Annotated in this window: 19 protein-coding genes; 11 read left to right on the plus strand and 8 right to left on the minus strand. The window is 64.0% G+C overall.

The window, feature by feature from the left end; translation table 11 throughout:
* Nucleotides 1-69: 69 nt before the first annotated feature.
* The 3 genes from A9K71_RS19965 to A9K71_RS19975 are packed head-to-tail and all read left to right on the plus strand — an operon-like array spanning nt 70 to nt 3,220.
* The gene (locus A9K71_RS19965; protein WP_066999699.1) at nt 70-633 is read left to right on the plus strand and encodes an RNA polymerase sigma factor; all 564 of its coding nucleotides are present in this window, start codon (nt 70-72) and stop codon (nt 631-633) included.
* A gap of 2 nt (nt 634-635) precedes the next feature.
* Nucleotides 636-2,804, plus strand: coding sequence for a VWA domain-containing protein (locus A9K71_RS19970; protein ID WP_066999702.1), 2,169 nt, complete (start codon nt 636-638; stop codon nt 2,802-2,804).
* 14 nt (nt 2,805-2,818) lie between these two features.
* Nucleotides 2,819-3,220 (plus strand): hypothetical protein, encoded by a 402-nt coding sequence (locus A9K71_RS19975; protein ID WP_245299688.1) that lies wholly within the window; start codon nt 2,819-2,821, stop codon nt 3,218-3,220.
* A 12-nt stretch (nt 3,221-3,232) separates the two neighbouring features.
* Here A9K71_RS19975 and bmt read toward each other — a convergent pair whose 3' ends face one another.
* On the minus strand, nt 3,233-4,249 hold the full coding sequence (gene bmt / locus A9K71_RS19980) for a betaine--homocysteine S-methyltransferase (RefSeq protein ID WP_066999705.1): 1,017 nt from the start codon (nt 4,247-4,249) through the stop codon (nt 3,233-3,235).
* A 155-nt stretch (nt 4,250-4,404) separates the two neighbouring features.
* The gene (locus A9K71_RS19985) at nt 4,405-5,262 is read right to left on the minus strand and encodes a helix-turn-helix transcriptional regulator (RefSeq protein WP_066999708.1); all 858 of its coding nucleotides are present in this window, start codon (nt 5,260-5,262) and stop codon (nt 4,405-4,407) included.
* 228 nt (nt 5,263-5,490) lie between these two features.
* Here A9K71_RS19985 and A9K71_RS19990 point away from each other — a divergent pair, with 228 nt between their 5' ends.
* A complete protein-coding gene (locus tag A9K71_RS19990) occupies nt 5,491-6,501 on the plus strand; it encodes a fatty acid desaturase (protein WP_066999712.1) in 1,011 nt (336 codons plus the stop codon).
* A 75-nt stretch (nt 6,502-6,576) separates the two neighbouring features.
* Entirely contained in the window at nt 6,577-7,422 is an 846-nt protein-coding gene (locus A9K71_RS19995) for a PhnD/SsuA/transferrin family substrate-binding protein (RefSeq protein WP_066999715.1), read from the plus strand.
* Here A9K71_RS19995 and A9K71_RS20000 read toward each other — a convergent pair.
* The 4 genes from A9K71_RS20000 to A9K71_RS20015 all read right to left on the minus strand — a co-directional run bounded on the left by A9K71_RS20000 (nt 7,384) and on the right by A9K71_RS20015 (nt 14,547).
* Nucleotides 7,384-8,730: a Xaa-Pro peptidase family protein gene (locus A9K71_RS20000; RefSeq protein ID WP_066999717.1), complete on the minus strand. Its 1,347-nt coding sequence runs from the start codon at nt 8,728-8,730 to the stop codon at nt 7,384-7,386. The genes A9K71_RS19995 and A9K71_RS20000 overlap by 39 nt on opposite strands.
* Before the next feature lie 17 nt (nt 8,731-8,747).
* Nucleotides 8,748-10,253 carry a glycosyltransferase family 39 protein gene (locus A9K71_RS20005; protein WP_197504257.1) on the minus strand — a complete coding sequence of 502 codons (1,506 nt, stop codon included), beginning with the start codon at nt 10,251-10,253 and terminating at the stop codon, nt 8,748-8,750.
* A gap of 92 nt (nt 10,254-10,345) precedes the next feature.
* Nucleotides 10,346-12,916: an FAD-dependent oxidoreductase gene (locus A9K71_RS20010; RefSeq protein WP_066999723.1), complete on the minus strand. Its 2,571-nt coding sequence runs from the start codon at nt 12,914-12,916 to the stop codon at nt 10,346-10,348.
* A 53-nt stretch (nt 12,917-12,969) separates the two neighbouring features.
* Complete coding sequence (locus tag A9K71_RS20015) at nt 12,970-14,547, minus strand: trimethylamine methyltransferase family protein (protein ID WP_066999726.1); 1,578 nt, start codon at nt 14,545-14,547, stop codon at nt 12,970-12,972.
* Nucleotides 14,548-14,802: 255 nt separating this feature from the next.
* On the opposite strand from A9K71_RS20015, the gene A9K71_RS20020 reads away from it, so the two are divergent.
* The 4 genes from A9K71_RS20020 to A9K71_RS20035 all read left to right on the plus strand — a co-directional run bounded on the left by A9K71_RS20020 (nt 14,803) and on the right by A9K71_RS20035 (nt 19,707).
* Entirely contained in the window at nt 14,803-15,963 is a 1,161-nt protein-coding gene (locus tag A9K71_RS20020) for an MFS transporter (RefSeq protein ID WP_067000857.1), read from the plus strand.
* A gap of 89 nt (nt 15,964-16,052) precedes the next feature.
* Nucleotides 16,053-18,122 (plus strand): prolyl oligopeptidase family protein, encoded by a 2,070-nt coding sequence (locus A9K71_RS20025; protein ID WP_066999728.1) that lies wholly within the window; start codon nt 16,053-16,055, stop codon nt 18,120-18,122.
* Between the two features lie 32 nt (nt 18,123-18,154).
* Nucleotides 18,155-18,277, plus strand: a complete 123-nt coding sequence (locus A9K71_RS20030) for a capsid protein (protein ID WP_066999731.1) — start codon at nt 18,155-18,157, stop codon at nt 18,275-18,277.
* 50 nt (nt 18,278-18,327) lie between these two features.
* Nucleotides 18,328-19,707 (plus strand): aspartate aminotransferase family protein, encoded by a 1,380-nt coding sequence (locus A9K71_RS20035; RefSeq protein WP_066999742.1) that lies wholly within the window; start codon nt 18,328-18,330, stop codon nt 19,705-19,707.
* 321 nt (nt 19,708-20,028) lie between these two features.
* Here A9K71_RS20035 and mmsB read toward each other — a convergent pair whose 3' ends face one another.
* Both mmsB and A9K71_RS20045 read right to left on the minus strand, forming a co-directional pair.
* Complete coding sequence (gene mmsB / locus A9K71_RS20040) at nt 20,029-20,913, minus strand: 3-hydroxyisobutyrate dehydrogenase (RefSeq protein ID WP_066999745.1); 885 nt, start codon at nt 20,911-20,913, stop codon at nt 20,029-20,031.
* A 24-nt stretch (nt 20,914-20,937) separates the two neighbouring features.
* The gene (locus A9K71_RS20045) at nt 20,938-22,104 is read right to left on the minus strand and encodes an isobutyryl-CoA dehydrogenase (RefSeq protein ID WP_066999748.1); all 1,167 of its coding nucleotides are present in this window, start codon (nt 22,102-22,104) and stop codon (nt 20,938-20,940) included.
* A gap of 138 nt (nt 22,105-22,242) precedes the next feature.
* On the opposite strand from A9K71_RS20045, the gene A9K71_RS20050 reads away from it, so the two are divergent.
* Together A9K71_RS20050 and A9K71_RS20055 are read left to right on the plus strand one after the other, a co-directional pair.
* Nucleotides 22,243-22,848 (plus strand): dimethylsulfonioproprionate lyase family protein, encoded by a 606-nt coding sequence (locus tag A9K71_RS20050; protein ID WP_066999751.1) that lies wholly within the window; start codon nt 22,243-22,245, stop codon nt 22,846-22,848.
* Nucleotides 22,848-24,323: a cobyric acid synthase gene (locus A9K71_RS20055; protein WP_066999755.1), complete on the plus strand. Its 1,476-nt coding sequence runs from the start codon at nt 22,848-22,850 to the stop codon at nt 24,321-24,323. Before A9K71_RS20050 ends, A9K71_RS20055 begins: the two co-directional genes overlap by 1 nt.
* The last annotated feature ends 33 nt before the right edge of the window (nt 24,324-24,356 follow it).

A 24,356-nucleotide genomic window follows, 5' to 3' on the forward strand; every position in this document is an offset into this window, starting at 1 on the left:
CGGAGGCTGCCGCAAAAAAATCTTTCCATCGCCCCAAGGAATCGCCATTAGCCTTCGTCCAACAGGCAAATGACGGCGATGATGCTGGACGACAGCGAAGCCTCCGATGCCGAATTGATCGGGCGGGCGAGGGGCGGAGACCGGGGGGCTTTCGGCAAACTGCTCGAAAGGCACTATGGCTTCGTCTATCGCGCCGCCTATCGCTGGTGCGGCCGCAAGGCCGATGCCGAAGATATCGCCCAGGATGTCTGCGTGCGGCTCGGCCGGGCAATCCGCGACTATCAGGGCAATGGCGCGTTCACGACCTGGCTCTACGCCATGACACTGAACGCTTCGCGCGACATGATTCGCAAGCGCGCCCGCGACAGCGCCAAGACCGAGGCCTTCGGCACGTATGCGCTGATCGCGGGGGAGGGCTCGGCGGGAGCCCAGGACCCGGCCGAGGCGCTGTGGGCGGCGGTGCGCATGCTGCCGGACAAGCAGCGCGACGCGGTGCTGCTCGTCTATGGCGAAGGGTTGAGCCACGCGGCTGCGGCCGAGGTGATGGCGATCTCGGAGGCGACGGTTTCCTGGCACATCCATGAAGCGAAGAAACGGCTGAAGCTGCTCATGCGCTCAGCCGGGGAAGTGTGACCATGGTCGACGACAACGAACTCGAAAGGCTGCGCAATCTGGCAGTTCCGGCGCCGGACAGCGAAGCGCAAACGCGTGCGTTGGCCGCCGCGATGCAGGCCTTCGACTTGAACGAAAAAATTTCGACCGCCCCCCAAGGATCGCCGGCAGGTCTTCGTCTCACGGAGCGAGCACAAAGGCTCTGGAGAGAGATCATGCAACGGAAACTCATTGCCACCCCGGCCCTGACCGCGCTGGTCGCGCTGCCTATCGCCGGCTATGCCGCTTTTGAGATGCTGAGGGAGCAGCCGCCCGTTATTTCAAACGGGAAGGTCACCGAAACGGTGGCCGACAAGCCGGTTGCGCAGAAGCCGATACCGAACCAGCCCGCGATCAGCGAGCCGCTGGCGGCCGCGCCTGCCAAGGAGAAGAAGACCGGCGCCGACAGCGAGAGGCGTGTCGAAGACGAGGCGCAGGTCGCACCGGCATCGCCGCCGAAAACTGAATTGAGCCGATCCGATGATCGGACCAGGCAGGAATACGGGGCGTTGAAGGACTTTGCCAAGCAAGCACCACAGGCGCTGCCTGTGCCGCCGCCTGCACCTGCGGAGGTTGACCAGCTGGCCGCCGGCGGACGCGCGGATGCCCAGGCGCCGGCAACCGCCATGCAACCTGCAGAGATGCCGGCTGGCGCCGTCGCTGGTTCCAGGCCGATGGTTCAGCCGGCGCCCATGCCGGCCGATCAAATGCAGCCGCAAGAGCAAAACCGCGACCGCATCGAGACCTTCAAGACCAATCCGGTGCACCAAGCTGCCCAGGATCCGGTGTCGACCTTCTCGATCGATGTCGACACGGCGTCCTATTCCTTCGTCCGCCGCTCGCTGAAGGAAGGTATTCTGCCCGACCCGGGTACGGTGCGGGTCGAAGAGATGATCAACTACTTCCCTTATGACTGGAAGGGGCCAGACTCGGCCGCGACGCCGTTCAATTCGACCGTCACCGTCATGCCGACGCCCTGGAACGAGCGCACCAAGCTGATGCATGTTGCGATCAAGGGTTTTGACGTGAAGCCGGTCGAGGCGCCGAAGGCAAACCTGGTGTTCCTGATCGATGTTTCGGGTTCGATGGACGAGCCGGACAAGCTGCCGCTCTTGAAGTCGGCGTTCCGGTTGCTGGTCAGCAAGCTCAAGGCCGACGACACCGTCTCCATCGTCACCTATGCCGGCAATGCCGGCACGGTGCTGATGCCGACAAAGGCCGCGGAAAGGCAGAAGATTCTTGCAGCGATAGACAATCTGGAGCCGGGCGGTTCGACCGCCGGCGAGGCAGGCATCAAGGAAGCCTACAAACTTGCGCAGCAGTCTTTCGTCAAGGACGGCATCAACCGCGTGATGCTTGCCACCGACGGCGATTTCAACGTCGGCCAGACCGATGACGACGACCTCAAACGGTTGATCGAGAAGGAGCGCAAGACCGGCGTGTTTCTCTCGGTGTTCGGCTTCGGCCGCGGCAATCTCAACGACCAGATGATGCAGACCATCGCCCAGAACGGCAATGGCACGGCCGCCTATATCGACACGCTTGCCGAGGCCGAGAAGGTGCTGGTCGAGGACGCGTCCTCGACGCTGTTCACGATTGCCAAGGATGTGAAAATCCAAGTCGAGTTCAACCCGGCCAAGGTCTCGGAATACCGGCTGGTCGGCTATGAGACGCGGGCGCTCAAGCGCGAGGATTTCAATAATGACCGCGTCGACGCCGGCGATATCGGTTCCGGCCATTCGGTGACGGCGATCTACGAGGTCACGCCCAAGGGAAGCGGCGCCGAACAGGTCGATCCGCTGCGCTATGGCGAGGCGAAGGTCGACAATGGCGGCGTTGCCAATGCGGGCGAATATGCCTTCGTAAAAATCCGCTACAAGCTGCCGAACGAGAATGTCTCGAAACTGATCACGACACCGGTGACCGCGGCCAACGAGGTGCCGTCCTTCGATGAAGCCGGCGTCGACCAGCGCTTTTCGGTCGCGGTCGCGGCTTTCGGGCAGAAGCTGCGCGACGCGGATCAGACGGCGAATTTCGGCTACGACCGGATCCTGGAGATCGCCAACCCCGCGCGCGGCGCTGATCCGTTCGGCTACAGGGCGGAATTCCTGTCGCTGGTGCGGCTAGCCTCGTCGCTGGGCACCAACAGATAGGGCGGGTGCCGTCCATGGAACAAAAAGCCGGCGGAGGACCTGCCGGCTTTTGCCGATCGTTAAATTGCGCGGCTTTTCCGGAACTTGATCGCAATGCCCTCCTGTTAGTCAAAGCTGATAGAAGTGAGGGGCTGGAATTGCATATCACCGGGAACGTGACGCCGACTGCGGGCAATCTTCAGACGCGAGCACCGTCCGCTCCGTCGGCGGAATCCGCGCGGATCAGGAATAATGTCGATGCGGCCCGCGACACGGCGCTCTCTGCGCTCAACAACGACCGCTTTCGCGTGATGCTGGAACAGATCAGCGACCCGCGCGCGTCCGGCGCGTTGATGACGATGGGCGCCGACGGCAAGAACAGCGCCGCCACCGATCTCGGTACGGCGCTGTCGCGCTACGCTGAAAACAGCGAATAGAGCAGGCCAACTTCAGGCGCGGCTGCGCCGGCGTTCGCGACGGCCTTCGCCTGCCTCGGCAGCGCTCGCTATCTTGTTGCGCATCGGCCCGATGCGCTCGACGATGGACTCGACTGTCGGACGCGCCGACTTGGTGTGCGCGTCGAGCGCCTTGCGCATCGCGGCAAGGTGAGCGAACGAGGTGCCGCAGCAGCCGCCGACGATCTTGGCGCCCGCATCGACTGCCAGCCGGACATAGTCGGCCATCAGTTCCGGCGTGCCGGAATAGTGGATCTCGCTGCCGCGGAATTCCGGAATGCCGCAATTGCCCTTGACGATCACGGTGGCTTCCGGCTTCGCGTCGGTCATGTCGAGCAGCGAGGCCAGGATGTCGGCTGCGCCGACGCCGCAATTGGCGCCCACCCCAAGCGGAGCCTGCGATAGTCCGTCCGCAACGCCGTGGATATCCTTGGGCAACAGCCCCATCATGGTGCGGCCGGCCGTATCGAAGGAACCGGTATAGGTGTAGGGCAGGCCGACACGGATCGCGGCTTCGGCCGCGGCGCGGATCTCATCCGGCGCCGACATGGTCTCGATCCAGGCGACTTCGGCTCCGCCGGCCTTCAAGCCCTCGATCTGCTCGGCGAAGGCATCCACCGCTTCCTCATAGGACATAGCGCCGAGCGGCACCAAAAGCTCGCCGGTCGGGCCGACGGAGCCGGCAACGATCACCTTGCGGCCTGCCTTGTCGGACACCGAACGGGCGATTTCGGCGGCGCGCTTGTTCAAGTCATGCACGCGGTCCTGAGCGTGATGCAGCTTCAGCCGATGACGGGTGCCGCCGAAGGAATTGGTCAGGATGATGTCAGCGCCGGCATCGACGAAATTCTGATGCAGCGCGGCGATGGTGTCGGGCGCCGTCTCGTTGAGCAGCTCGGGGGCTTCGCCGGCCTCAAGTCCCATCGCGAATAAATTGGTGCCGGTGGCGCCGTCGGCCAGCAGCACGCCTTTTTCGGCAAGCAATGCGTCGATCGGATTGGTGGCGGTCATGGCTCTGGCTTTCGCATCTTGAATTCAAATAACGATATAAAGAAGTCTTTATATCTAGTCAATGAATTTGCGCCCCCGCTCTTGCATGAGTTTCCTAAAACGGACGGGTCGGCCAGGTTGGTCGCCGCATGCCAGCATGGCGATGATGGTCACGTTCAGACAGAGCCTGAGGGGAAAGAGATGCCGGCCAGCTTCTGCGTGAAGCTCGCCGCCTCATGCGCGTTGATGTCGGCGGCTCGGATCAGATTGTCGAAGTGGCTGGTCAGGGTACGGACCGGCTGGGTGGCGTTCAGCACCAGATACATGTCGCCGACATAGATTGCGGCGCGGTACGGCCCGAAGATCGTATAAGGGATCGAATAGCGCATGCGGCCGTCATAGAGGAACAGGCGGAAGGTCGGGTAAAGGTCGTCGAGGAGCGTTGCCATGTGCAGCAATTGCCGGCGGCGCTCGGCTTCCGGGAACCGGTCCCAGACGCCGAGCCCGCGTGCGAAAATCTCCAGCGTATGGCGCGGCATGCAGACCTCCATGTCGGTCTCGGGCCGCCTGTTGTAGTCGATGCGGTATTGCGTTTCGCCGGCCTGCGCCTCGCGGCTCTTGTTGGTAATGCCGGCCTCGTATTCGACAAGGGCCTCGGTGCGCAGGAGGTCCGGAATGCCCGCCGGCACGTAGCGGATCTTGGTGCCGACCGCCTCGGCGTGCCATTTGGCAAGTAGCGTGCGGTCAAAGCCGTCCGGCGCCTCCTCGATCTCGAGGCTTTCGCGAATCTCGCCGGTGACGCCTTCGTCCTGGCTAAGGCCCAGCAGCCAGTCGAGCGATACCTTGAACTCGGCGGCAATGTTGAGAAGCGTCTCGGCGCGGGGCAGGCGCGTCGAGGCGCCCGACAGGAGTTGCGACAGCGCCGAACGATCGATGCCGACGGCGCTCGCGAAGGCCGACTGGTTCAAGTCCGAGCGTGTCAAGAGCAATTTCAGGCGCTCTCGGAAGACCGTCGACAGATCACGCTTGTCCATCACGCCGCTCCTTTCCAGTGGAGGAAAAATTTGCGCCCAGGCCTGCTGGGTAGGTGCTCAGGCGCAAATGAATCCCCAAATCTGTTTACAATATATAACATCTGCAGCCAAAAATGCGCATTCGCAACAGGTTGTTCACTTTGTCGCGTTGCGACAACGACAGGCTCCTGACACAATGCTGTCAGGAATCAAAGTGGTTCCGGCGACTGGAAGGCAGTGGTCGATAGCATGACTGGCATACGAAAGAGACACAGCAGCACACCGGCCGTGGAATGGCCGACAGTATTCCTCACACTGTTCTGTTATGGCGCCTGGCTTGCCACCGGCTTCCTGCTTTGGCCTTCCTATTCGCTGCTGGCCCTTGTCGCCTTGGCCTTGATACTGGCCCTGCAATCCTCGCTGATGCACGAAGTGCTGCATGGCCATCCGACCCGCAACGCCAGCATCAACGAAGCCTTCGTCGTCCTGCCGATCGGGCTGGTCTGGCCGTTCCGCCGTTTCAAGGCGATCCATCTTCGCCACCACGCCGACGAGCGGCTGACCGACCCGCTCGACGATCCGGAAAGCTATTACCAGGCGCTCTGGATGCATGCGGAAATGCCGCCGGCGATGAAGTTCCTGCTCAAGATCAACAACACAATGGTCGGCCGCTTCGTTCTCGGACCTTGGCTGTCGTCGATCGGCTTCTTCCTCGACGACGCCAGACAGATGGCCGCCGGCGACAAGGCGATCCGCAAAGCCTGGCTGCTGCATGCCGTCGGACTTGCAGTGGTCGTGCCGATCGTGACCTTCGGCTTCGGCATCCCGCTCTGGCTCTACATCCTGGGGCCGGTGTGGCTTGGCCAGTCCCTGATTTCGGTGCGCACCTATGCCGAGCATCAGTGGTCGGAACACCCGGAGGGCCGCACGATCATCGTCGAGCGGTCGCCGCTCTCCTTCCTGTTCCTCAACAACAACCTGCATTTCGTGCACCACAAGAGCCCGACCGTCGCCTGGTACAGACTGCCGAAGATGTTTCGCGATCGCCGCGAAGAATGGCTGCGGATGAACAACGGCTACGTCTATCCGAACTATTTCGCGCTGATCAAATCATTTGCCTTCAAAGCCAAGGAGCCAGTGGTGCATCCGGTGCTGCGCCGCGCGCCCGAACCCGGCCGCGCCTTCAAACCGCGTATCAGAGCGCGTAATGTGAGTGGACTTGGCACGGCTCCGGTGCCGGCTGAGCCGCCCAAAGAGTAATTTCGAACTTTCGCGACTGCTTTATCGCCGCGGAATTCAGGCGCCGATGACCGCCTGTTTTGAAAGCTGTTCGTCATGAGCAAGTTGATTGCGGCTCTGCCGATGTATGACTGGCCGGAAGTTCGTGGCGAGATCGACGCGCAATGGGCGCAGCTCCGCGACGCTTTTCGACGGAGGGGTATCGACGCGCCGGAAAGAATGGCGCGCAGCAATCGCGACCTGCCGCCGGTGTCCGGCGGCATCCAAGACGGCGCCGGAAAGCTGATAGCGCCCGACCCCGCGACATTGCCCCCGGACGAGTTCGATTTTCACCAGCTCTGGCTGAGCCCGGCGCTGCTTTTCGGCCAGACCTGCTGGGGGCCGATGGAGCTCGGCCTGGCCAGGCATGTGCAGGTGGTCGCTCAGCCAAGCTATGACGCGTTCGAGGGCGGGCAGGGCGAGCTCTATTCCAGCGCGCTGGTGATGCCGGCTGATGGCGGGCGGTCGGTTGGCTCGCCCGAGGATGGCAAGGCCGTCATCCCGCTCGATCTCATCCGCGGCAAGCGCTTCATCTTCAACAATCCGGATTCGATGTCCGGGCTGCTCGGGCTGACGCGCGACCTGGAGGCGATCGGCGAAAGTCTGGGCGTCTTCGCCTCGTGCGGCGAAAGCGGCGGCCACCGGTCGTCGATCGTCGCCATCGCCGAGGGCAGGGCCGATATCGCCGCCATCGACTGCCAGAGCTGGGCATTGGCGCAGCGATTCGAGCCGGCGGCGCGGCGCGTGAAAGTCGTCGGCTGGACGACTAGGCGGAAGGGATTGCCATTTATTTCGGCCAGGGCCACATCGGCGGACGTCGTTGCGTCCATGCGCGAGGCCATCGCCGAGTTTGGCTTGGACGGGTCAGCTGCCAAGCAGCTTTTCGTCGAGCGGGTAGGCTGAGAGTTTTTCGTTGCCGGTCTCGGTGATGAGGATCTGCTCCTCGATCTTGACGCCCTCGCGGCCGCCGAGCCTGCCGATATAGCTTTCCACGCACAGCACCATGCCGGGTTCCAGGACGCCATCCGGCGTGTCGTCCGTCCAGTCGCTGGCATGCGGCAGGGTCGGATATTCGTCCGCCAGACCGACGCCGTGGTAGAGCACGCCGTAGCGCGCCGGGAAGCAGTCTCCAGGCGGCACGGCGGAGCGTTCGACGAGATCGCGGAAGGAAATGCCCGGCCGCATCAATGCCGTGTTGTGGGCGATCTGGTCGGCGGCGATGCGGAACAGGTCACGCTGCTCGTCGGACGGCCGGCCATCGCCGCAGAGCCAGGTGCGCGATAGGTCGGCGCAAAATCCATAGGGACCGATGAGGTCGGTGTCGAAGGCGACGAGATCGCCGTCCTCGACGATGCGCGACGAGCATTCCTGGAACCAGGGGTTGGTGCGCGGCCCGGACGACAGAAGCCGGGTCTCGATCCATTCGCCGCCGCGCGCGATGTTGCCGCGATGCAGTTCCGCCCAGAGTTCGTTCTCGGAAATGCCCGGCTTCAGCCCCGCTTCCATCTCGCCCATCGCCGCCTCGCAGGCGACAATGGCGCGGCGCATGGCGAGGATCTCGTCGGGCGACTTTATGAGGCGCGCATTCTCCATCACCGCCTCGCCATTGCCGACCGTGATGCCGCGGCGGGCAAGCTCTTCGACGCCTTCCGGGTTGATGTGGTCGACGGCGATCCGCCGATTGCCGCCGCCGTGCTCGGCAAGGAGCTCGGCGATGCCGGCTGCCCAGCGGCGGACCTTCTTGTCGGTCAGCTCGCCGCTATAAAGGTACATCCACGACACCGCCGGCCGCACCTCGTCGACGACGCCGGCGTGATCCGACAAATGCTCGCAGGAGAAATAGTCGAACAGCACCACAGGACCTTCTGTGGCGACGAAACAGTGGCGGGTCGGATTGTGCGCGACCCAGAGCTGCATGTTGGTCGAATCCGTCGCGTAGCGGATGTTGACCGGGTCGTAGAGCAGGGCGCCGGCATAGTCGCGGCGCCTGAGCTCAGCGCGGATGCGCTCGAGCCGATAGCTTCGCATGGCAGGCAGGTCTGGAGCGGCGATGCCTGCCGCCGCCCATTCGGCTTCGGCTACCGCGCCATAGCCCAGAGCGTGCTGGTTGAGCGCGGCAGCCTTCTCGCGGGAGGCGGCGCGCAGCGCCTCGACGGAGCCGGGTTCGAACGGCATGATCTTGCGGTGGCGGCCGAAACGTTGTGTGTCCATGCGGTCCCCCTGGCTGTCTATTGCGTCATCTTGTGCAGCCTGGTGATCGTGACCTGGCGCGGTGCGCTCCCCAACTGCGGCACGGCGATGCGCCGATGAACGGTGTCCATCACATAGCCGGCCTCGGTGATCCTCTTGAAGATGACGGAAGCCGGTTCCTCGTCATCCGCGAGCACAAGCACCGCGGGCTCGCGGATCGATTTGGCGAAATCGGGTATCTCGTCGTCGAGCACGATGAGATCGGGATCGACGAGGCGGAGATTGCCGATCCAGAACCAACTCGAGACCACAGTGCCGACCGGTCCGTCGGCTGTCAGCTGACGATGGAGCGAAGCGTAGTCCATGCGCACGATGCTGCCGCGGTTATCGCCGCCGTGGACCTGCATGTACCAGCTTACCGGAAGCACCAGGATGGCCATCACGGCGCCGACGAAGACGATTGTAGCCTGCGTCTTCCTGCCCCTTTCCCCCATCGCGTCCAGCCGCATGGCAATGGCGACCGGCAACAGCACGAATACGGGCAGCATCCAGCGATCGCGAAACTGTGTGATGCCTCCCGCCAGCACCACCACGAGCGTGATCAGCAAGGCGAAGCCTATCGCCCGCCAGACCAGCGTCTCTGGCCACGGTGCGGCCTCGGGCGGTGGTGCGGATTGCTTGCGCGCCAGGAAAAACGCGACGGCAAAGATCGCGGCCGGCAGCCCGGCGAAATTGAGGATCGCATTGCCCAAGCCGCGGATGCCGCGAGACAGGGTCTTTGCCGCGCTGCCCCCCTCGGCGACGCCCAGGCCACCGCTGTGCGCCAGCAGGTCTCCCAGATGCGTGAGGCTCCAGTAGAATGTGGGGAGGCAGGCAAGGACCGCCACAACCACACTGATCAGGAAACGGCGATCGAAGATCGCCTCACGTGTTTCGCGGACGGACAGCGCCGCAAGGAACAGCGCAGCGAGAAAGATGACCTCATTGTATTTCGACAGCATTGCGGCGGCCGTCGCCAAGCCAAGCAGCACATACGCGGTAGTCGAGCGCCGTTTCTGCAACTCGGCGACCGCCAGGAGCAGCAGCGATGAAAAGCAAAAAACCGCGACCGAGTGGGTGAGGGCATGCTGCATCTCCCATACGATCTGTGGAAACAGCAGGAGGCCGAACATGGCGGTGGTCGCCGCGCGGGCTGAATAGCCCAGGCGGCGCACTGTGGCGAAGGACGCGACCAATCCACCGGCCAGCATCGTGTATTTGACGATCTTGAGCGCGAGAATGCTGGTTCCAACCAGCGAGGCCGTGAGGATGCCGAACCAGGTGTATAAAGGCGGCTGCGAGCCGCCATAGCCGGCCGCGAGGAAGCGCGTCGCCATCAACTGTTCGGAGTCGTCGACGCCGACGCCGGTGCCCACGAAATGGGACGAAAGCGGCATCACCACGATCTGGACCAGGCAATAGGCAAGTGCAAACGCGATTGCGGCACTGAAAGGGCCGACCCGTTCATCGCAGAGCCAGTCGGTCCATTTCTCCAGCTGCCGCAAGGGTCGTCTTCTCATCTGATGCGTTGGTGGCCGGTTGCTATATAGCCGGCCACCAACACGATCCTAAAGCGGTACATTGCGGCTTCCTGGAATCAGGTGCGCATCTTCTCGCCGCTCGGGTCGAAGGGCGGTTCGACGTTGATGCGGGCCGGGCGGCGGTGGCCGAGGATCTCGATCTCGAACAGGCCGGCGCTCTCGTCCTGGGCAAGGGCCGCCGGCACATAGCCCTGCGCCATCGACTTTTGCACGTAATGCGCATAGCCGCCCGAAGTCACCCAGCCGACAACGCGCCACTCGCCATCGACGATGCCGCGCACGGCCGAAGCGCCTTCGGCGGCTTCGGAGCCGCGCACTTCCTTGCCCGTCTCGTCGAAGCGCGGCGCGCCGTAGCCATGCGGCTTCTCCACCGTGCCATAATCCTTGCTGACCTTGGCCCAGATCGGCTCGTCGCCCATCACGTCGGCGTCGGCAGCATCGACGATGAAGGAGACGCGGCGCAGCTTCGGCCCTTGCGCCTGCTCCCTGGCAGCCGCCTCGCGGCCAATGAAGTCGTTCTTCTCCAGCTTGATGAAGCGGTCCATCGAGCCTTCGAACGGCCCGTAGATCGGACGCAACTCGCGGAACCAGGTTGGGAAGTTCTTTTCGAGACGCATCGACAGCAGCGCGCGCATGCCGAAATCGACGAGGCCGAATTCCTCGCCTGCTTCCTTGATCGCCTTGTAGACGAGGCGCTGATAGGCGGGGGCCATCCAGATCTCGTAGCCGAGGTCGCCGGTATAGGTGATGCGGTTGACCATGCAGGGCGCGCCGCCGACCGCCATCTCGCGGAAGTCCATGAAGCGGAAGGCCTTGGTCGAGACGTCGACGTCCACGAGTTTCTGCAGCAAATTCCGCGAGCTCGGTCCGGCGATGGACAGGCCGACCAGCGTCTGGTCGAAGCGGTGGATGCGCACAGAACCATCCTTGGGCAGGTGCTTCTCGAACCAGCGCATATGGTATTTCTGCGCGGCCGAAGAGCCCCAGATCATGAAACGGTCCTCACCGGTCTTGGCGATGGTGAAGTCGCCGATCAGCCTGCCGAACTCGTTGACCATCGGGGTGAGCACAATGCGGCCGGTCTTCGGCATCCGGTTGGTCATCAGCCGGTTGAGGAAATCCTCGGCGCCCGGCCCGGAAACTTCGTACTTGGCAAAGTTGGCGATCTCGGTGACGCCGACCCGTTCGCGCGTCGCGCGAACTTCCTCGCCGATCGGGCCGAAATCGTTGGAGCGGTGGAAGGAGACGATGTCCTTTGGCTCGGTGCCCTTGGGCGCGAACCAGAGCGGGGTTTCCAGTCCCCACGAGTCGCCCATGACCGCATTGTTGGCGAGCATCGTGTCGTAGAGCGGCGTCGTCTGCGCCGGCCGGGCGGCCGGCAGTTCCTCGTTCGGGAAGCGGATCGAGAAGCGCCGCGAATAATTCTCGCGCACCTTGGCGTTGGTGTAGCGCAGCGTCGCCCATTCGCCGAAGCGGGCGACATCCATGCCCCAGACGTCGAAGCCCGGATCGCCGTGCACCATCCAGTTGGACAGCGCCAGGCCAACGCCGCCGCCCTGGCTGAAGCCGGCCATGACGGCGCAGGCACACCAGAAGTTGGTCAGGCCCTGGACCGGGCCGACCAGCGGGTTGCCGTCGAGCGCGAAGGTGAAGGGGCCGTTGATGATCTGTTTGATGCCGGCCTTCTCGATGCCGGGGAAATGCTTGAAGCCGATCTCCAGCGACGGCGCGATGCGGTCGATGTCGGGTGGCAAGAGTTCATGCCCGAAATCCCAGGGCGTGTTGACCGGCGACCATGGCTTGCAGGCTTTTTCATAGGTGCCGAGCAGGATGCCGTTGCGCTCCTGGCGGGTGTAAATCTCGCCCTTGAAGTCGAGCACGCCGATCATCTCGCGGCCGGTCGATCTGTTGAATTCCTCGACCTCCGGCATCGGCTCGGTGAGCAGGTACATGTGCTCCATCGCCAGCACCGGCAGCTCGACGCCGACCATGCGGCCGATCTCGCGCGCCCACAGCCCGCCGCAATTGACGACATGCTCGGCTTTCACCGTGCCTTGCTCGGTGACGACGTTCCAGGTGCCGTCGGCTTCCTGCGTCAGCTCGACGACGCGGTTGCGCAGCACGATCTCAGCGCCGAGTTTTCGCGCGGCCTTGGCGTAGGCGTGGGTCGTGCCGGAGGGGTCGAGATGGCCTTCGACGGGATCCCACATGGCGCCGACGAAATTCTTCTCGTCCATCAGCGGGAACATCGCCTTGGCTTCTGACGGCGTGATCAGCTCGGTATCCATGCCGAGATAGCGGCCCTTGGCGTGGGCGAGCCGCAGGAAGTCCATGCGCTCGGGCGTGTCGGCCATCATCACGCCGCCGGTCAGATGCAGCGAGCAGGACTGGCCGGAAAGCTCCTCGATCTCCTTGTAGAGCTGGACCGTATAGGCCTGCAGCTTGGCGACGTTCGGGTCGCCGTTCAGCGTGTGGAAGCCGCCCGCCGCGTGCCAGGACGAGCCGGAGGTCAGCTCCGAACGCTCGATCAGCATGATGTCGGTCCAGCCGGCCTTGGCGAGGTGGTAGAGCACCGAGCAGCCGACGACACCGCCGCCGATGACAACCGCTTTAACGTGGGATTTCATGAAGATAGGTCCGTTTTTCCAGAGACTGAATCGAGTGAGCGGGGCGTGAAAGATCAAAAATCGGTCGGCGCGCCGCCTTCGGCGCGACGCTTCTCGACGAAGTCGTTGAGCTCCTCGCGGATGGCCGGGTCCATATAAGGCTCTTCGTAGGCCGCGAGGCGCTCCTTCCACACCTTGTTGGTGCGTTCCAGCGCCGTCGGCGAGCCCGCCTCGGTCCAGGTCTCGAAATTGCGCCAGTCGGAGACGATCGGCGAGTAGAAGGCGGTCTTGTAGCGCTCCTGCGTGTGCTGGGTGCCGAAGAAATGGCCGCCCGGGCCGACCGACTGGATGGCGTCGAAGCCGAGCGCGTCTTCGGAGAGATCAAGCGGGGTGAGAAATTCGGCCACCATCTGCAGGAGGTCGATGTCGAGGATGGTCTTTTCGTAGGAGCAGCGCAGGCCGCCTTCCAGCCAGCCGGCGCCGTGCATCATCAGATTGCCGCCGCCCTGGATGGCGCCCCAGAGCGAAAAGACGCTTTCATAGGCGGCCTGAGCGTCGACCGTGTTGGCGGCGCAGGTGTTGGAGGTCCGGTAAGGGATATTGTAACGGCGGGCGAGCTGGCCGCCGGCGAGCTGCGCCTTCATGTATTCGGGCGTGCCGAAGGCCGGTGCGCCCGACTTCATGTCGACATTGGAGGTGAAGCCGCCATAGCCGACCGGCGCGCCTTTCTTCACCATCTGGGCAAAGGCGATGCCGGAAAGCGCCTCGGCATTCTGCTGCACCAGCGCGCCGGCGATGGTGACGGGCGCCATGGCGCCGGAGAGTGTGAACGGCGTGACGATCACCGCCTGGCCCATGCTGGCCATTTGGATGATGCCTTCCATCATCGGCACGTCGAGCTTGAGCGGCGAATTGGTGTTGATGATGGTGAAGACCGACGGCTCCTCCATCAGCTGCTCGCGGCTGACGCCGCGCGCGATGCGGGCGATCTCGATGCCGTCGACATTGCGTTCCTTGCCGAGCGAATAGATGTGGAAGACCTTGTCGGTCAGCGTGGCGAGGTCGCGGATGCATTCGAGATGCCGGACCGAGGGATGGATGTCAATCGGCTCGACCGGATAGCCGCCGGTGCACTGCAGGATGTTGTGCATCTGCGCCAGGCGCAGGAAATTGCGGTAGTCGACCTGGTTGCCGGGGCGGCGGCCGCGGTCGAGGTCGGAGCAGTTCGGCGCCGAGGCCATCATCGACAGGATGACGTTGTTGCCGCCGAAGCGCAGATTGTGCGCCGGGTTGCGGGCGTGCAGCGTGAACTCCGGCGGACAGTACGCGATGAGCTCGAGGATCATGTCGCTGTCGAAGCGAACGCGCTCGCTGCCTTCGCGAACGTCGGCGCCATGCGCCTTCATGATGCGGCGGGCTTCGTCATGCAGCACGTCGACGCCGATCTCCTTCAAAACGCGCAGCGAGGCGAGGTGGATCGATTCCAGTTCGTCGTCGGACACCAGCCTGGTGGGCACCAGCGGGTTCTTAAGCTGCCGGAACGGCGGCTGCTCGAAGGCTGCCGATCCGCCGGCACGTTTGCCAGCACGGCCGCCGCGGCGGGCGCGATCTGTTGCCAAGGCCGGTTCGGCGGGATGAAGGGCGGCGGTCATGAGAGGCCTCGTGGGGATGCGAAAGTGGTCGGCATAATGGACCGGCGGCAATGCTGCCGGTAAGGAGGCGGCGACCACTAGGGCGAGGGAAGCGACATGACGGAAGGGCAGATTGGCCCGCCGAATTGCCGCCGCCAAAGCATTCCCTGCCGGCGTTCCTGACAAGGATTGGCTGGAACATGCGCCCTTGCCGTCGGTTGGCCCTTACGGCTGTCGCGGGCAGCGGCTAAGCCTCCGTTGAATGGAGCAGGAATGATGGCTCTGGCGAAATCAGAGACCGGCGAGACGGTGCAGTGGGCCGCGATCACCGGCGTGATCGCGACCGTGTCGGTGTTCGCCATCGCGCAGGGGCTTTCTTATCCGCTGCTGAGCTTCATCCTGCAGCGTCAGGGCGTGTCGCCGGCGGTGATCGGCCTGTCGGCGGCAATGACGCCGGTCGGCTTCATCCTGTCCTCGCCACTGATCCCGGGGCTGGCGCGCCGGTTCGGAGCAGGGCGCACTGCGCTCACCTGCGCCGGGCTCTCGGCACTGGTGCTGGCGCTGATCGGCTGGACGCAGGACGTCTATTTGTGGTTCCCACTGCGCTTCCTGGTCGGCGTGGTCACCAATCCGCTTTATGTGCTCAGCGAAATCTGGGTGATCGCGCTGGCGCCGCCGTCGCGGCGCGGGCGCGTCATGGGCATCTATTCGACCATCATCTCGGCTGGGTTCGCGGCCGGACCGCTCTGCCTGCTGGCGGTCGGCACGGAGGGTTGGCCGCCTTTTCTGGTCGGCATCTTTGCTTTTCTTTTCTGCGGCGCCTGCCTGGCGGTCGTGGTGAAACGTCTGCCCAGGGTCGACGAGGCAGGTGAAAAAGTTTCGGTGCTGGGCTTCATGCCGCTCGCCTGGCTGCTCCTGTCGGCGGTCGTCGCTGCCGCCGGTTTCGAGCAGTCGGTGCTGGCGCTGCTTCCCGTCTATGGCACCCACTTCGACATTCCCGAGACGCGCATGTCGGCGCTGCTGTCGACGATGATCGCCGGCAACATCGCCATGCAGGTGCCGCTCGGCCTGCTCGCCGAAAGACTGACAGCGCGCCTCGTGCGCTTCGGCTGTGTCTCGGTGACGGTTCTTGGCTGCGCGCTCTTGCCGGCGCTCATCGAGACGCCGCTGATCTGGCCTTGCGTCTTCATCTGGGGCGCGGTGTCCTACGGGATCTACACGATGTCGATCATCGAGCTCGGCGAGCGTTTTACCGGCTCGGCGCTGGTCGCGGGCAATGCCGCCTTCTCCTTGATGTGGGGCGTCGGTGGCATCCTCGTGCCGCCGCTGACCGGCGGCGTGATGGACCTGATCGGCGCCGCGGGGCTTCCGGTGACGCTCGGCACGATCTGCGCGGCGCTGGCTGTCGCCACCATCATTCGCCGGCAGGTGGTGTAGGGCCGGCTGGCTGAGCGCAGGCAGCGCTGCCCTTGAATGTTGGCGCGGCGAACGCGATGTAGGCAGGACCGCGAGACCCGGAGACCCGCATGACCAGCCCGATGACCCAAACCCAGCCTGAATTGCCGGTCGAGGATCCTTTCCTGTGGCTGGAGGATCGCAACGGCAAGGAAGCGCTCGACTGGGTCCATCGCCAGAATGCGACGACTGTCGCCGAACTGCAGGGCGATTCATCCTATCAGGCGGCATTCGAGACCGCGCTCGACCTGATGACGGCCGAGGACAATATCCCGGTCGGTTCGGCGCTCGCCGGTTACGTCTACAATTTTTGGCAGGACAAGACCAACGCGCTGGGCTTGTGGCGCCGCACGACAGTCGCCTCCTACAAGACCGACAAGCCGGAATGGGAAACGATTCTCGATTTCGATCAGCTCTCGGCCAAGGAAGGCGTGAAATGGGTGTTCGGCGGCGCGAGCCGGCTCTATCCCGATTTCGACCGCTGCCTGCTGTTCATGTCGCCGGACGGCGGCGACGCCAGCGAGATGCGCGAGTTCGACATTGCGACCAAATCCTTCGTCGAGGACGGGTTTCGGGCACCGGCTTCGAAGTCGGGCTTTTCCTGGCTGGACAGGGATACGGTGATCGTCTCGGCGGCTTTCGAGGACGAGGACAAAACTCAGTCAGGCTATCCGCGGGTGATCAAGCTCTGGCGGCGCGGCACGAAGCTGGAGAAGGCAACGTCGATCTTCGAGGGCGAAAAAAATCATCTCGCGGTCGGCGGCGGCGTGGAGTTCGATGGCGACAAGAAACATGTCATGCTCGGCAAGACCATCGACTTCTTCACCTCGCACAGTTTTCTGCGGATGGCTTCGGGCGAGAACCGGCGCATCCCGCTGCCCGACGACGCGACCGACACGGCGATCTTCAAGGGACAGCTCGTCTTTGGCGTCCGCAGTCCGTGGACGGCGCCGGACGGCACGCGCTGCCTGCCGGATGGGCTCTATTCCGTGGATTTCGACCGCTGGATTGAAACCGGTTCGTTCGAACCGGTCGAGACGCTGCTCAAACCGGAGCCCCGCGTTTCAATCGCAGGTCTCGCGAGGACGCAGGACCGGCTGTTCATCAACCTGATGGACAATGTGCGCGGCAAGGTCGTCGTTTGCGACCGCACCGGCAATGGCTGGTCGGTGAAGCCGGTCGACCTGCCCGACAACGGCAATGTCGGCATCAGCCATGCCGAGCATTTCGGCTCCAGCGTCTCCTTCTCCTTCACCGATTTCCTGACGCCGAGCTCGATCATTTGGTCAGACGACAATGGCGACTCGCTTCAAACCGTGAAATCGCAGCCGCCGCGCTTCGATGCATCGCCCTATGTTTCGGAGCAGTTCGAGGCGCGCTCGAAGGACGGCACGATGATCCCGTATTTCGTCGTCAGGCGGCGCGACCAGACGGGACCGGTGCCGGCTCTGCTCTATGGCTATGGCGGCTTCGAAGTGCCGCTCTTGCCCGGCTATGCCGGGATCCGCGGCAGGCTCTGGCTGGACAAGGGCAATGCCTATGTGCAGGCCAATATCCGCGGCGGCGGCGAGTTCGGCCCGGCGTGGCATCAGGCGGCGCTCAAGGGTAAGCGCCAGAAGGCGTTCGATGATTTTGCCGCGGTCGCCGAGGATGTGGTCAGGCGCGGCATCACCACGGCGGCACAACTCGGCATTCAGGGCGGCTCGAATGGCGGCCTGCTGACCGGCGTCTCGCTGACGCAGCGTCCGGAGCTGTTCGGCGCCGTCCTCATCGACGTGCCGCTGCTCGACATGCTGCGCTACACCGAACTGCCGCCCGGTGCCTCGTGGATGGCGGAATATGGCGATCCGTCAAAGCCGGAGGAGGCGGCATGGCTCGCCGCCTATTCGCCCTATCAGCGTGTGGCGACCGGTGCCGTCTATCCGCCGGTGCTGCTGATGACCTCGACCGCGGACGACCGCGTCCATCCGGGGCATGCGCGCAAGATGGCGGCGCGGCTGCAGGCCGCCGGTCACGGCAAGACGCTGTTCTTCGAAGAGACCGAAGGCGGCCATGGCGGGCGCGGCGATCGCCGGCCCCAGGCCGCGCAGACGGCGATGCGCTACGTCTTTCTGCAGCGCACGCTTGCCGGTCCAGCTTGAATTGGTGGCCGTTGGCGGCTTAATGTGCCGCCATGGTCCGCATCAGCACATCAGGCGCCTTCGGGGTCGCGGTGACGCCGTCACCGCGCACGCTGCGCGCCGAGCTTTTGCGGCTGTGCGCCCGCATCGGCTATTCGCCGCCCCGTTTCCTCTGACGAATCCGCCCCGGCCACCGCCGGATTGATTCAAGAGGAAAGACAAACCCATGACTTATCAGAACTATTCGCTGAAGCAGCTTCAGCAGATCGATGCCGCGCATCACCTCCATCCCTTCACCGACCATAAGGAACTGCGTGAAGCGGGCTCTCGCATCATCACCCACGCCAAAGGGCCGTTCATCTATGATTCCGACGGAACGGAAATCCTCGACGGCATGGCGGGCCTCTGGTGCGTCAATGTCGGCTACGGCCGCGACGAACTGGCGGAGGCCGCCTACGCCCAGATGAAGGAGCTGCCCTACTACAACTCCTTCTTCAAGTGTTCGACGCCTACACCGGTGCTGCTGTCGCAGAAGCTGGCGGAACTGGCGCCGGAGCATGTCGGTCAGGTCTTCTACGGCTCGTCCGGCTCCGAGGCCAACGACACAGCGCTGCGGCTCGTGCGCCACTATTGGGCGCTCGAAGGCAAGCCTGAGAAGAACCGGATCATCTCGCGCAAGATGGCCTATCACGGCTCGACGATCGCCGGCACCTCGCTCGGCGGCATGGAGCCGATGCACAAGCAACTCGGCGGCGCGGTGCCGAACATCGTCCATGTGATGATGCCCTATGCCTATGAGGTCGCGCTGCCCGGCGAAAGCGACCATGATTTCGGCCTGCGCGCCGCCAAGGCCGTCGAGGACGCCATCCTCGAAGCCGGCGCCGACAAGGTCGCCGCCTTTATCGGCGAGCCGGTGATGGGTGCGGGCGGTGTGAAAATCCCGCCGATCAGCTACTGGCCGGAGGTGCAGCGCATCTGCCGCAAATACGACGTGCTCTTGATGCTCGACGAGGTGATTACCGGCTATGGCCGCACCGGCGAATGGTTCGCGGCGCAGACCTTCGACGTTGAGCCCGACACCATCACCACCGCCAAGGCGCTGACCTCCGGCTACCAGCCGCTGTCGGCGCTCCTGGTCGGCGACCGCATCAGCAGGACGCTCGTCGAAAAGGGCGGCGAGTTCTACCACGGCTACACCTATTCCGGTCACCCGGTCGCGTGCGCGGTGGCCCTGAAGAACCTCGAGATCATTGAACGGGAAGGTCTGGTCGAGCGCGTCAGGACCGACACCGGTCCCTATTTCGCGCAGGCGCTGCAGGAGCGCATCGCCGGCCACAGGCTGGTCGGCGAGGTGCGCTCGATCGGTCTTATGGGTGCGATAGAGATCGTCAAGGACAAGGCGACCAAGGAACGATACCTGCCGTCGGGAAGTGCGGCGGTCGTCGTGCGCGATCACGCGATCTCGCAGGGCATGATGCTGCGCGCCACCGGCGACACGATGATACTGTCGCCGCCGCTGATCTGGACGCGCGACACCATCGACATGGCCTGCGAGCGCATCGCCAAGGCGCTCGACCTTGCGGAGGCGGATTTGCGGAAGCGCTGAGAAAACACAGCCGGGCGCCCTTGCTGGAGGGTGCCCGGCGACCCGAATCTGCAGCGAAGCCTTGCCCAGACGCAAAAACCGCGTCCCAGAAGGGAACGCGGCTTTGCCAGATACGCATGGCGTTTCGCTACTCGAGACCTGCGAAACTTACGGGCTCCGGTACGCGAGACCTGATCCGGAGCGCCGGGCGGTTGCGATGTCCGCCTCGCAGTCCGTTTTAAAGGCACATCGTTACCGGTGAGTTAGCGAGACCTTAAGCAAATCTAAATTTGCCGGATTTCTGTCGAAAAATTTGGCTAATAACCCTTTGCAAGCAGCTGCTTAGGTTTGATCGCCGCGCAGGAAATTTATGATGCCGGAAAAGTCGGCGCCTGCGTTGCCCTGCGCATTGAACAGCGCGTAGAGCTGCGTCGCCTCGGCGCCCAGAGGCGTCACGGCGCCGGCGCTTTGCGCGGCTTCCTGCGACAATTTCAGGTCCTTGAGCATGAGGGCGGCAGCAAAACCCGGCCTGTAGTCGCGGTTGGCGGGCGACGCCGGAACAGGGCCGGGCACCGGGCAGTAAGTGGTCAGTGACCAGCACTGGCCGGAGGAGGTGGAGGCGACGTCGAACAGCGCCTGGTGCGACAGGCCGAGTTTCTCGGCGAGCACAAAGGCTTCGGCGACGCCGATCATCGAAATGCCGAGAATCATGTTGTTGCAGATCTTGGCGGCCTGGCCGGCGCCGTCACCGCCGCAATGAACGATGCGGCCGGCCATCGGCTTCAGGATCGGTTCGGCAGAGGCGAATGCTGCATCCGACCCGCCGGCCATGAAAGTGAGCGTGCCGGCGGTGGCGCCGCCGGTGCCGCCGGACACAGGCGCGTCGATCGAAGGCAAGCCGTGCCTGGCGGCAATGGCGTGAGCCTTGCGTGCCGATTCGACATCGATGGTCGAGGAATCGATCAGCAAGGCGCCTTTCTTCGCCTTGGGCGCGATGTCCTCGTAGACCGACAACACATGCTTGCCGGCGGGAAGCATGGTGATCACCACGTCGGCGTCCTTCACCGCGGCGACGGCATTGGCCATGACGGTGACGCCATGCTCTTTTGCGATCGTGAGGTTCTCCGGCACGAGGTCGAAGCCTTGCACCGCATACCCCGCCTTTACGAGGTTGGCAGCCATTGGGTTGCCCATATTGCCAAGGCCGATGAAGGCGATCGTTGCCATCGTTGTCTCCCGAAATTTGCTGCTTCAGCGGCCGATCAGCGTACGCGCGATGATGACGCGCATGATCTCGTTGGTGCCTTCGAGGATCTGGTGGACGCGCAGATCACGCACCAGCTTCTCGATGCCGTAATCGTGCAGATAGCCGTAGCCGCCATGCAACTGCAGCGCCTCGTTGGCGACGTCGAAGCCGATGTCGGTGACGAAGCGCTTGGCCATCGCCGACCATTTGCCGGCATCCGACGCCTTGAGATCGAGCTTCGAGGCGGCGGCATAGAGGAAGATGCGGGCCGCCTGCAGCTCCGTCTCCATGTCGGCCAGCCTGAACTGCAGGGCTTGGAACTGGTTGATCTTCGATCCGAAGGCCTTGCGCTCGCTCGTGTAGGCGAGCGCCTTGTCGAGCGCCGACTGCGCGCCGCCCAGCGAGCAGGCGGCGATGTTGAGCCGGCCGCCGTCGAGCCCGGCCATGGCGATGCCGAAGCCCGCGCCTTCGGTGGCAAGCAGGTTCTCGACCGGCACCTTGCAATCCTCGAAGATGACCTGGCGGGTCGACTGCATATGCCAACCCATCTTATGCTCATTGGCGCCGAAGGAGAGGCCGGGCGCATCCTTGGGCACCACCAGGGTCGAAATGCCTTTGGGCCCGTCGCCGCCGGTGCGCGCCATGACGACATAGAGGTCGCTGTCGCCAGCCCCCGAGATGAACTGCTTGGCGCCGTTCAAGATATAGTCGCCGCCGCTCCTCACCGCTCTCGTCTTCAAGGCGGCGGCATCCGAGCCGGAGCCGGGCTCGGTCAGGCAATAGCTCGCCAGCCATTCCATCGTGGTCAACTTCGGCAGGAAGCGCCGGCGCTGCTCGTCGCTGCCGAAGCGGTCAATCATCGAGGCCGCCATATTGTGGATGGAGATGAAGGAGGAGAAGGCCGGATCGGCATGCGCCAGCGCCTCGAAGATCAGCACCGCATCGAGCCGACCGAGCGCCGAGCCGCCGACATCGTCGCGGACATAGATGCCGCCCAGGCCGAGCGGCCCTGTCTCGCGGATCACGTCGGCCGGAAAGTGCTTTGCCCGGTCCCAGTCGAGCGCGTTCGGCGCGACCCGATCGGCCGCGAAGGCCTCAGCCATCTCCTTTATGGCGCGCTGTTGCTCGGTGAGTTCGAATTGGCCAGTGCCCGCATCGACTGCCGCGTCCATGGCGTGCTCCCTGTCGTTTCAGGCCTTGTGGCCTGTCGTTTTTGGCTTTGCGCAGCGATCAATCTAGACCAATGATGCCGCCGCGCAACCCAGCCCGCCGCGGACCGGCTGTGCATGGATTGATCAACGGAGTCTTGCGTGCCGACAATTTTCGATCAGCTGCTGGACCGGTTCCACTTCTATCTCGCCGGCATCGACAGCGATCTGGTTGCGGACGCCGTCGCGCGCATCGATTGGCACATGCCCTCTCGTTCGCGCGAACCACGTGCGCTTCGTTGCCTTCGCCATCTCGATCGGATTGCGGAGCTTGCGCCGCGGGACGCCGGGCCGCTGACGCGGTTCATCGCGGACCATCGCAACGAGCTGTGCTGGGGGCAGACTTATACCGCTGCCGATTTCGGACAGCTCTTCATCGACAATTACGGCTGGCTGGAGGTGTTCGGCACGCGGGGGCATTTCGTCAATGACGAGGTCGCCGGCGGCCTGCTGATCCTCGGGCCCGACAGTGTCTACCCAGACCATCACCACACCGCCGAGGAGATCTACATTCCGCTGACCGGCGGCACCGAGTGGCGCATGGGCGAGGCCGGCTTTCGGGTTCGAGCGGCGGGCGAAATCATCCACCATGCGTCCAACGTCAATCACGCCATGCGTACCGGCAAGGAGCCATTGATGGCGCTCTATATCTGGCGAGGTGGACCGCTCGCGCAGAAATCGATCATCGGCTCGGAGGGCAGGGGCTGATGGCGAGGGCGATCATGCTGCAAGGCACTGGCTCGGATGTCGGCAAGACGGTGCTGGTGGCGGGGCTCTGCCGGGCAGCAAAAAAACGCGGACTGAAGGTCAGGCCGTTCAAGCCGCAGAACATGTCCAACAACGCCGCCGTCGCCGACATCCCCGGCAACAACAAGACCGGCGGCGGCGAGATCGGCCGCGGGCAGTGGCTGCAGGCGCTGGCCTGCGGGGTGAGGCCGACCGTGCACATGAACCCGGTGCTGCTCAAGCCGCAAAGCGACATCGGCTCGCAAGTGGTGGTGCAGGGCAAGGTTTTTGGCGAGGCGCGGGCGCGCGACTATCAGGCGATGAAGGCAAGGCTGATGGATGCGGTGCTCGATTCCTGGGCGAAGGTCGGCGAGGACGCCGACCTCGTCATCGTCGAGGGCGCCGGCTCGCCGGCCGAGATCAACCTTAGAAGCCGCGACATCGCCAATATGGGCTTTGCCACGCGTACCAACGTCCCGGTGGTGCTTATCGGCGACATCGACCGCGGCGGCGTCATTGCTTCCGTCGCCGGCACGCATCTGATCCTGCCGGAGGAAGACCGGCGCATGATCGCTGGCTATCTCATCAACAAGTTCCGCGGCGATGTCTCGCTATTCGACGATGGGGTCAGTGCCATCCGCAAGTTTACCGGCTGGCGCTGTTTCGGCGTCGTGCCCTGGCTGAAGTCCGCGGCAAGGCTGCCGTCCGAAGATTCGGTTGTGCTCGAGCGCCTTGCCTCGGGCGAAAGGCGGGCACTGAAGGTGGCGGTGCCGATGCTGGCGCGGATCGCCAATTTCGACGATCTCGATCCGCTCAAGGCCGAGCCGCAGGTCGAGGTGGTGTTCGTGCCGCCGGGAAAGCCGCTGCCGGAAGATGCCGGGCTGGTGGTCATTCCGGGCTCGAAATCGACCATCGGCGATCTGATAAAATTCCGCGAGAATGGCTGGGATCGCGACCTTGCCGCGCACCGCAAACGCGGCGGCCATGTCGTCGGCATCTGCGGCGGATATCAGATGATCGGCCGCAAGGTTCGCGACCCCAATGGCATCGAAGGCAGCGTCATCGAGACGGAGGGCCTTGGCCTGCTCGACATCGAGACGGTGATGGAACCGGAAAAAACGGTGCGCAACTCGAGCGCTCATTCGGTGCAGTTCGGCCTGCCGCTCGAAGGCTACGAGATCCATCTCGGCCGCACCACCGGCCCGGACACGGCGCGGCCTTCGGCGATCATCAACGGCTTCGAGGACGGCGCGGTCTCCGCCGATGGCAAGGTTATCGGCACCTATCTGCATGGGCTGTTTGCAGCGGACGCTTTTCGCGCGGCCTACCTTGCGAGCCTCGGGGTCAAGGATGGGGGCATCGACTATCGCGCCGAGGTCGAGAAGGCGCTGGACGAGGTCGCGGCCGAGCTGGAGAAGCATCTCGACTGCGATGCGCTTTTCGGGCTGGCGCGGTAGGTCCTCCCGTCGATGCGCATACGCTTGCCATTA

Source organism: Mesorhizobium sp. WSM3873 (assembly GCF_001672445.1).
GTDB lineage: Bacteria > Pseudomonadota > Alphaproteobacteria > Rhizobiales > Rhizobiaceae > Mesorhizobium.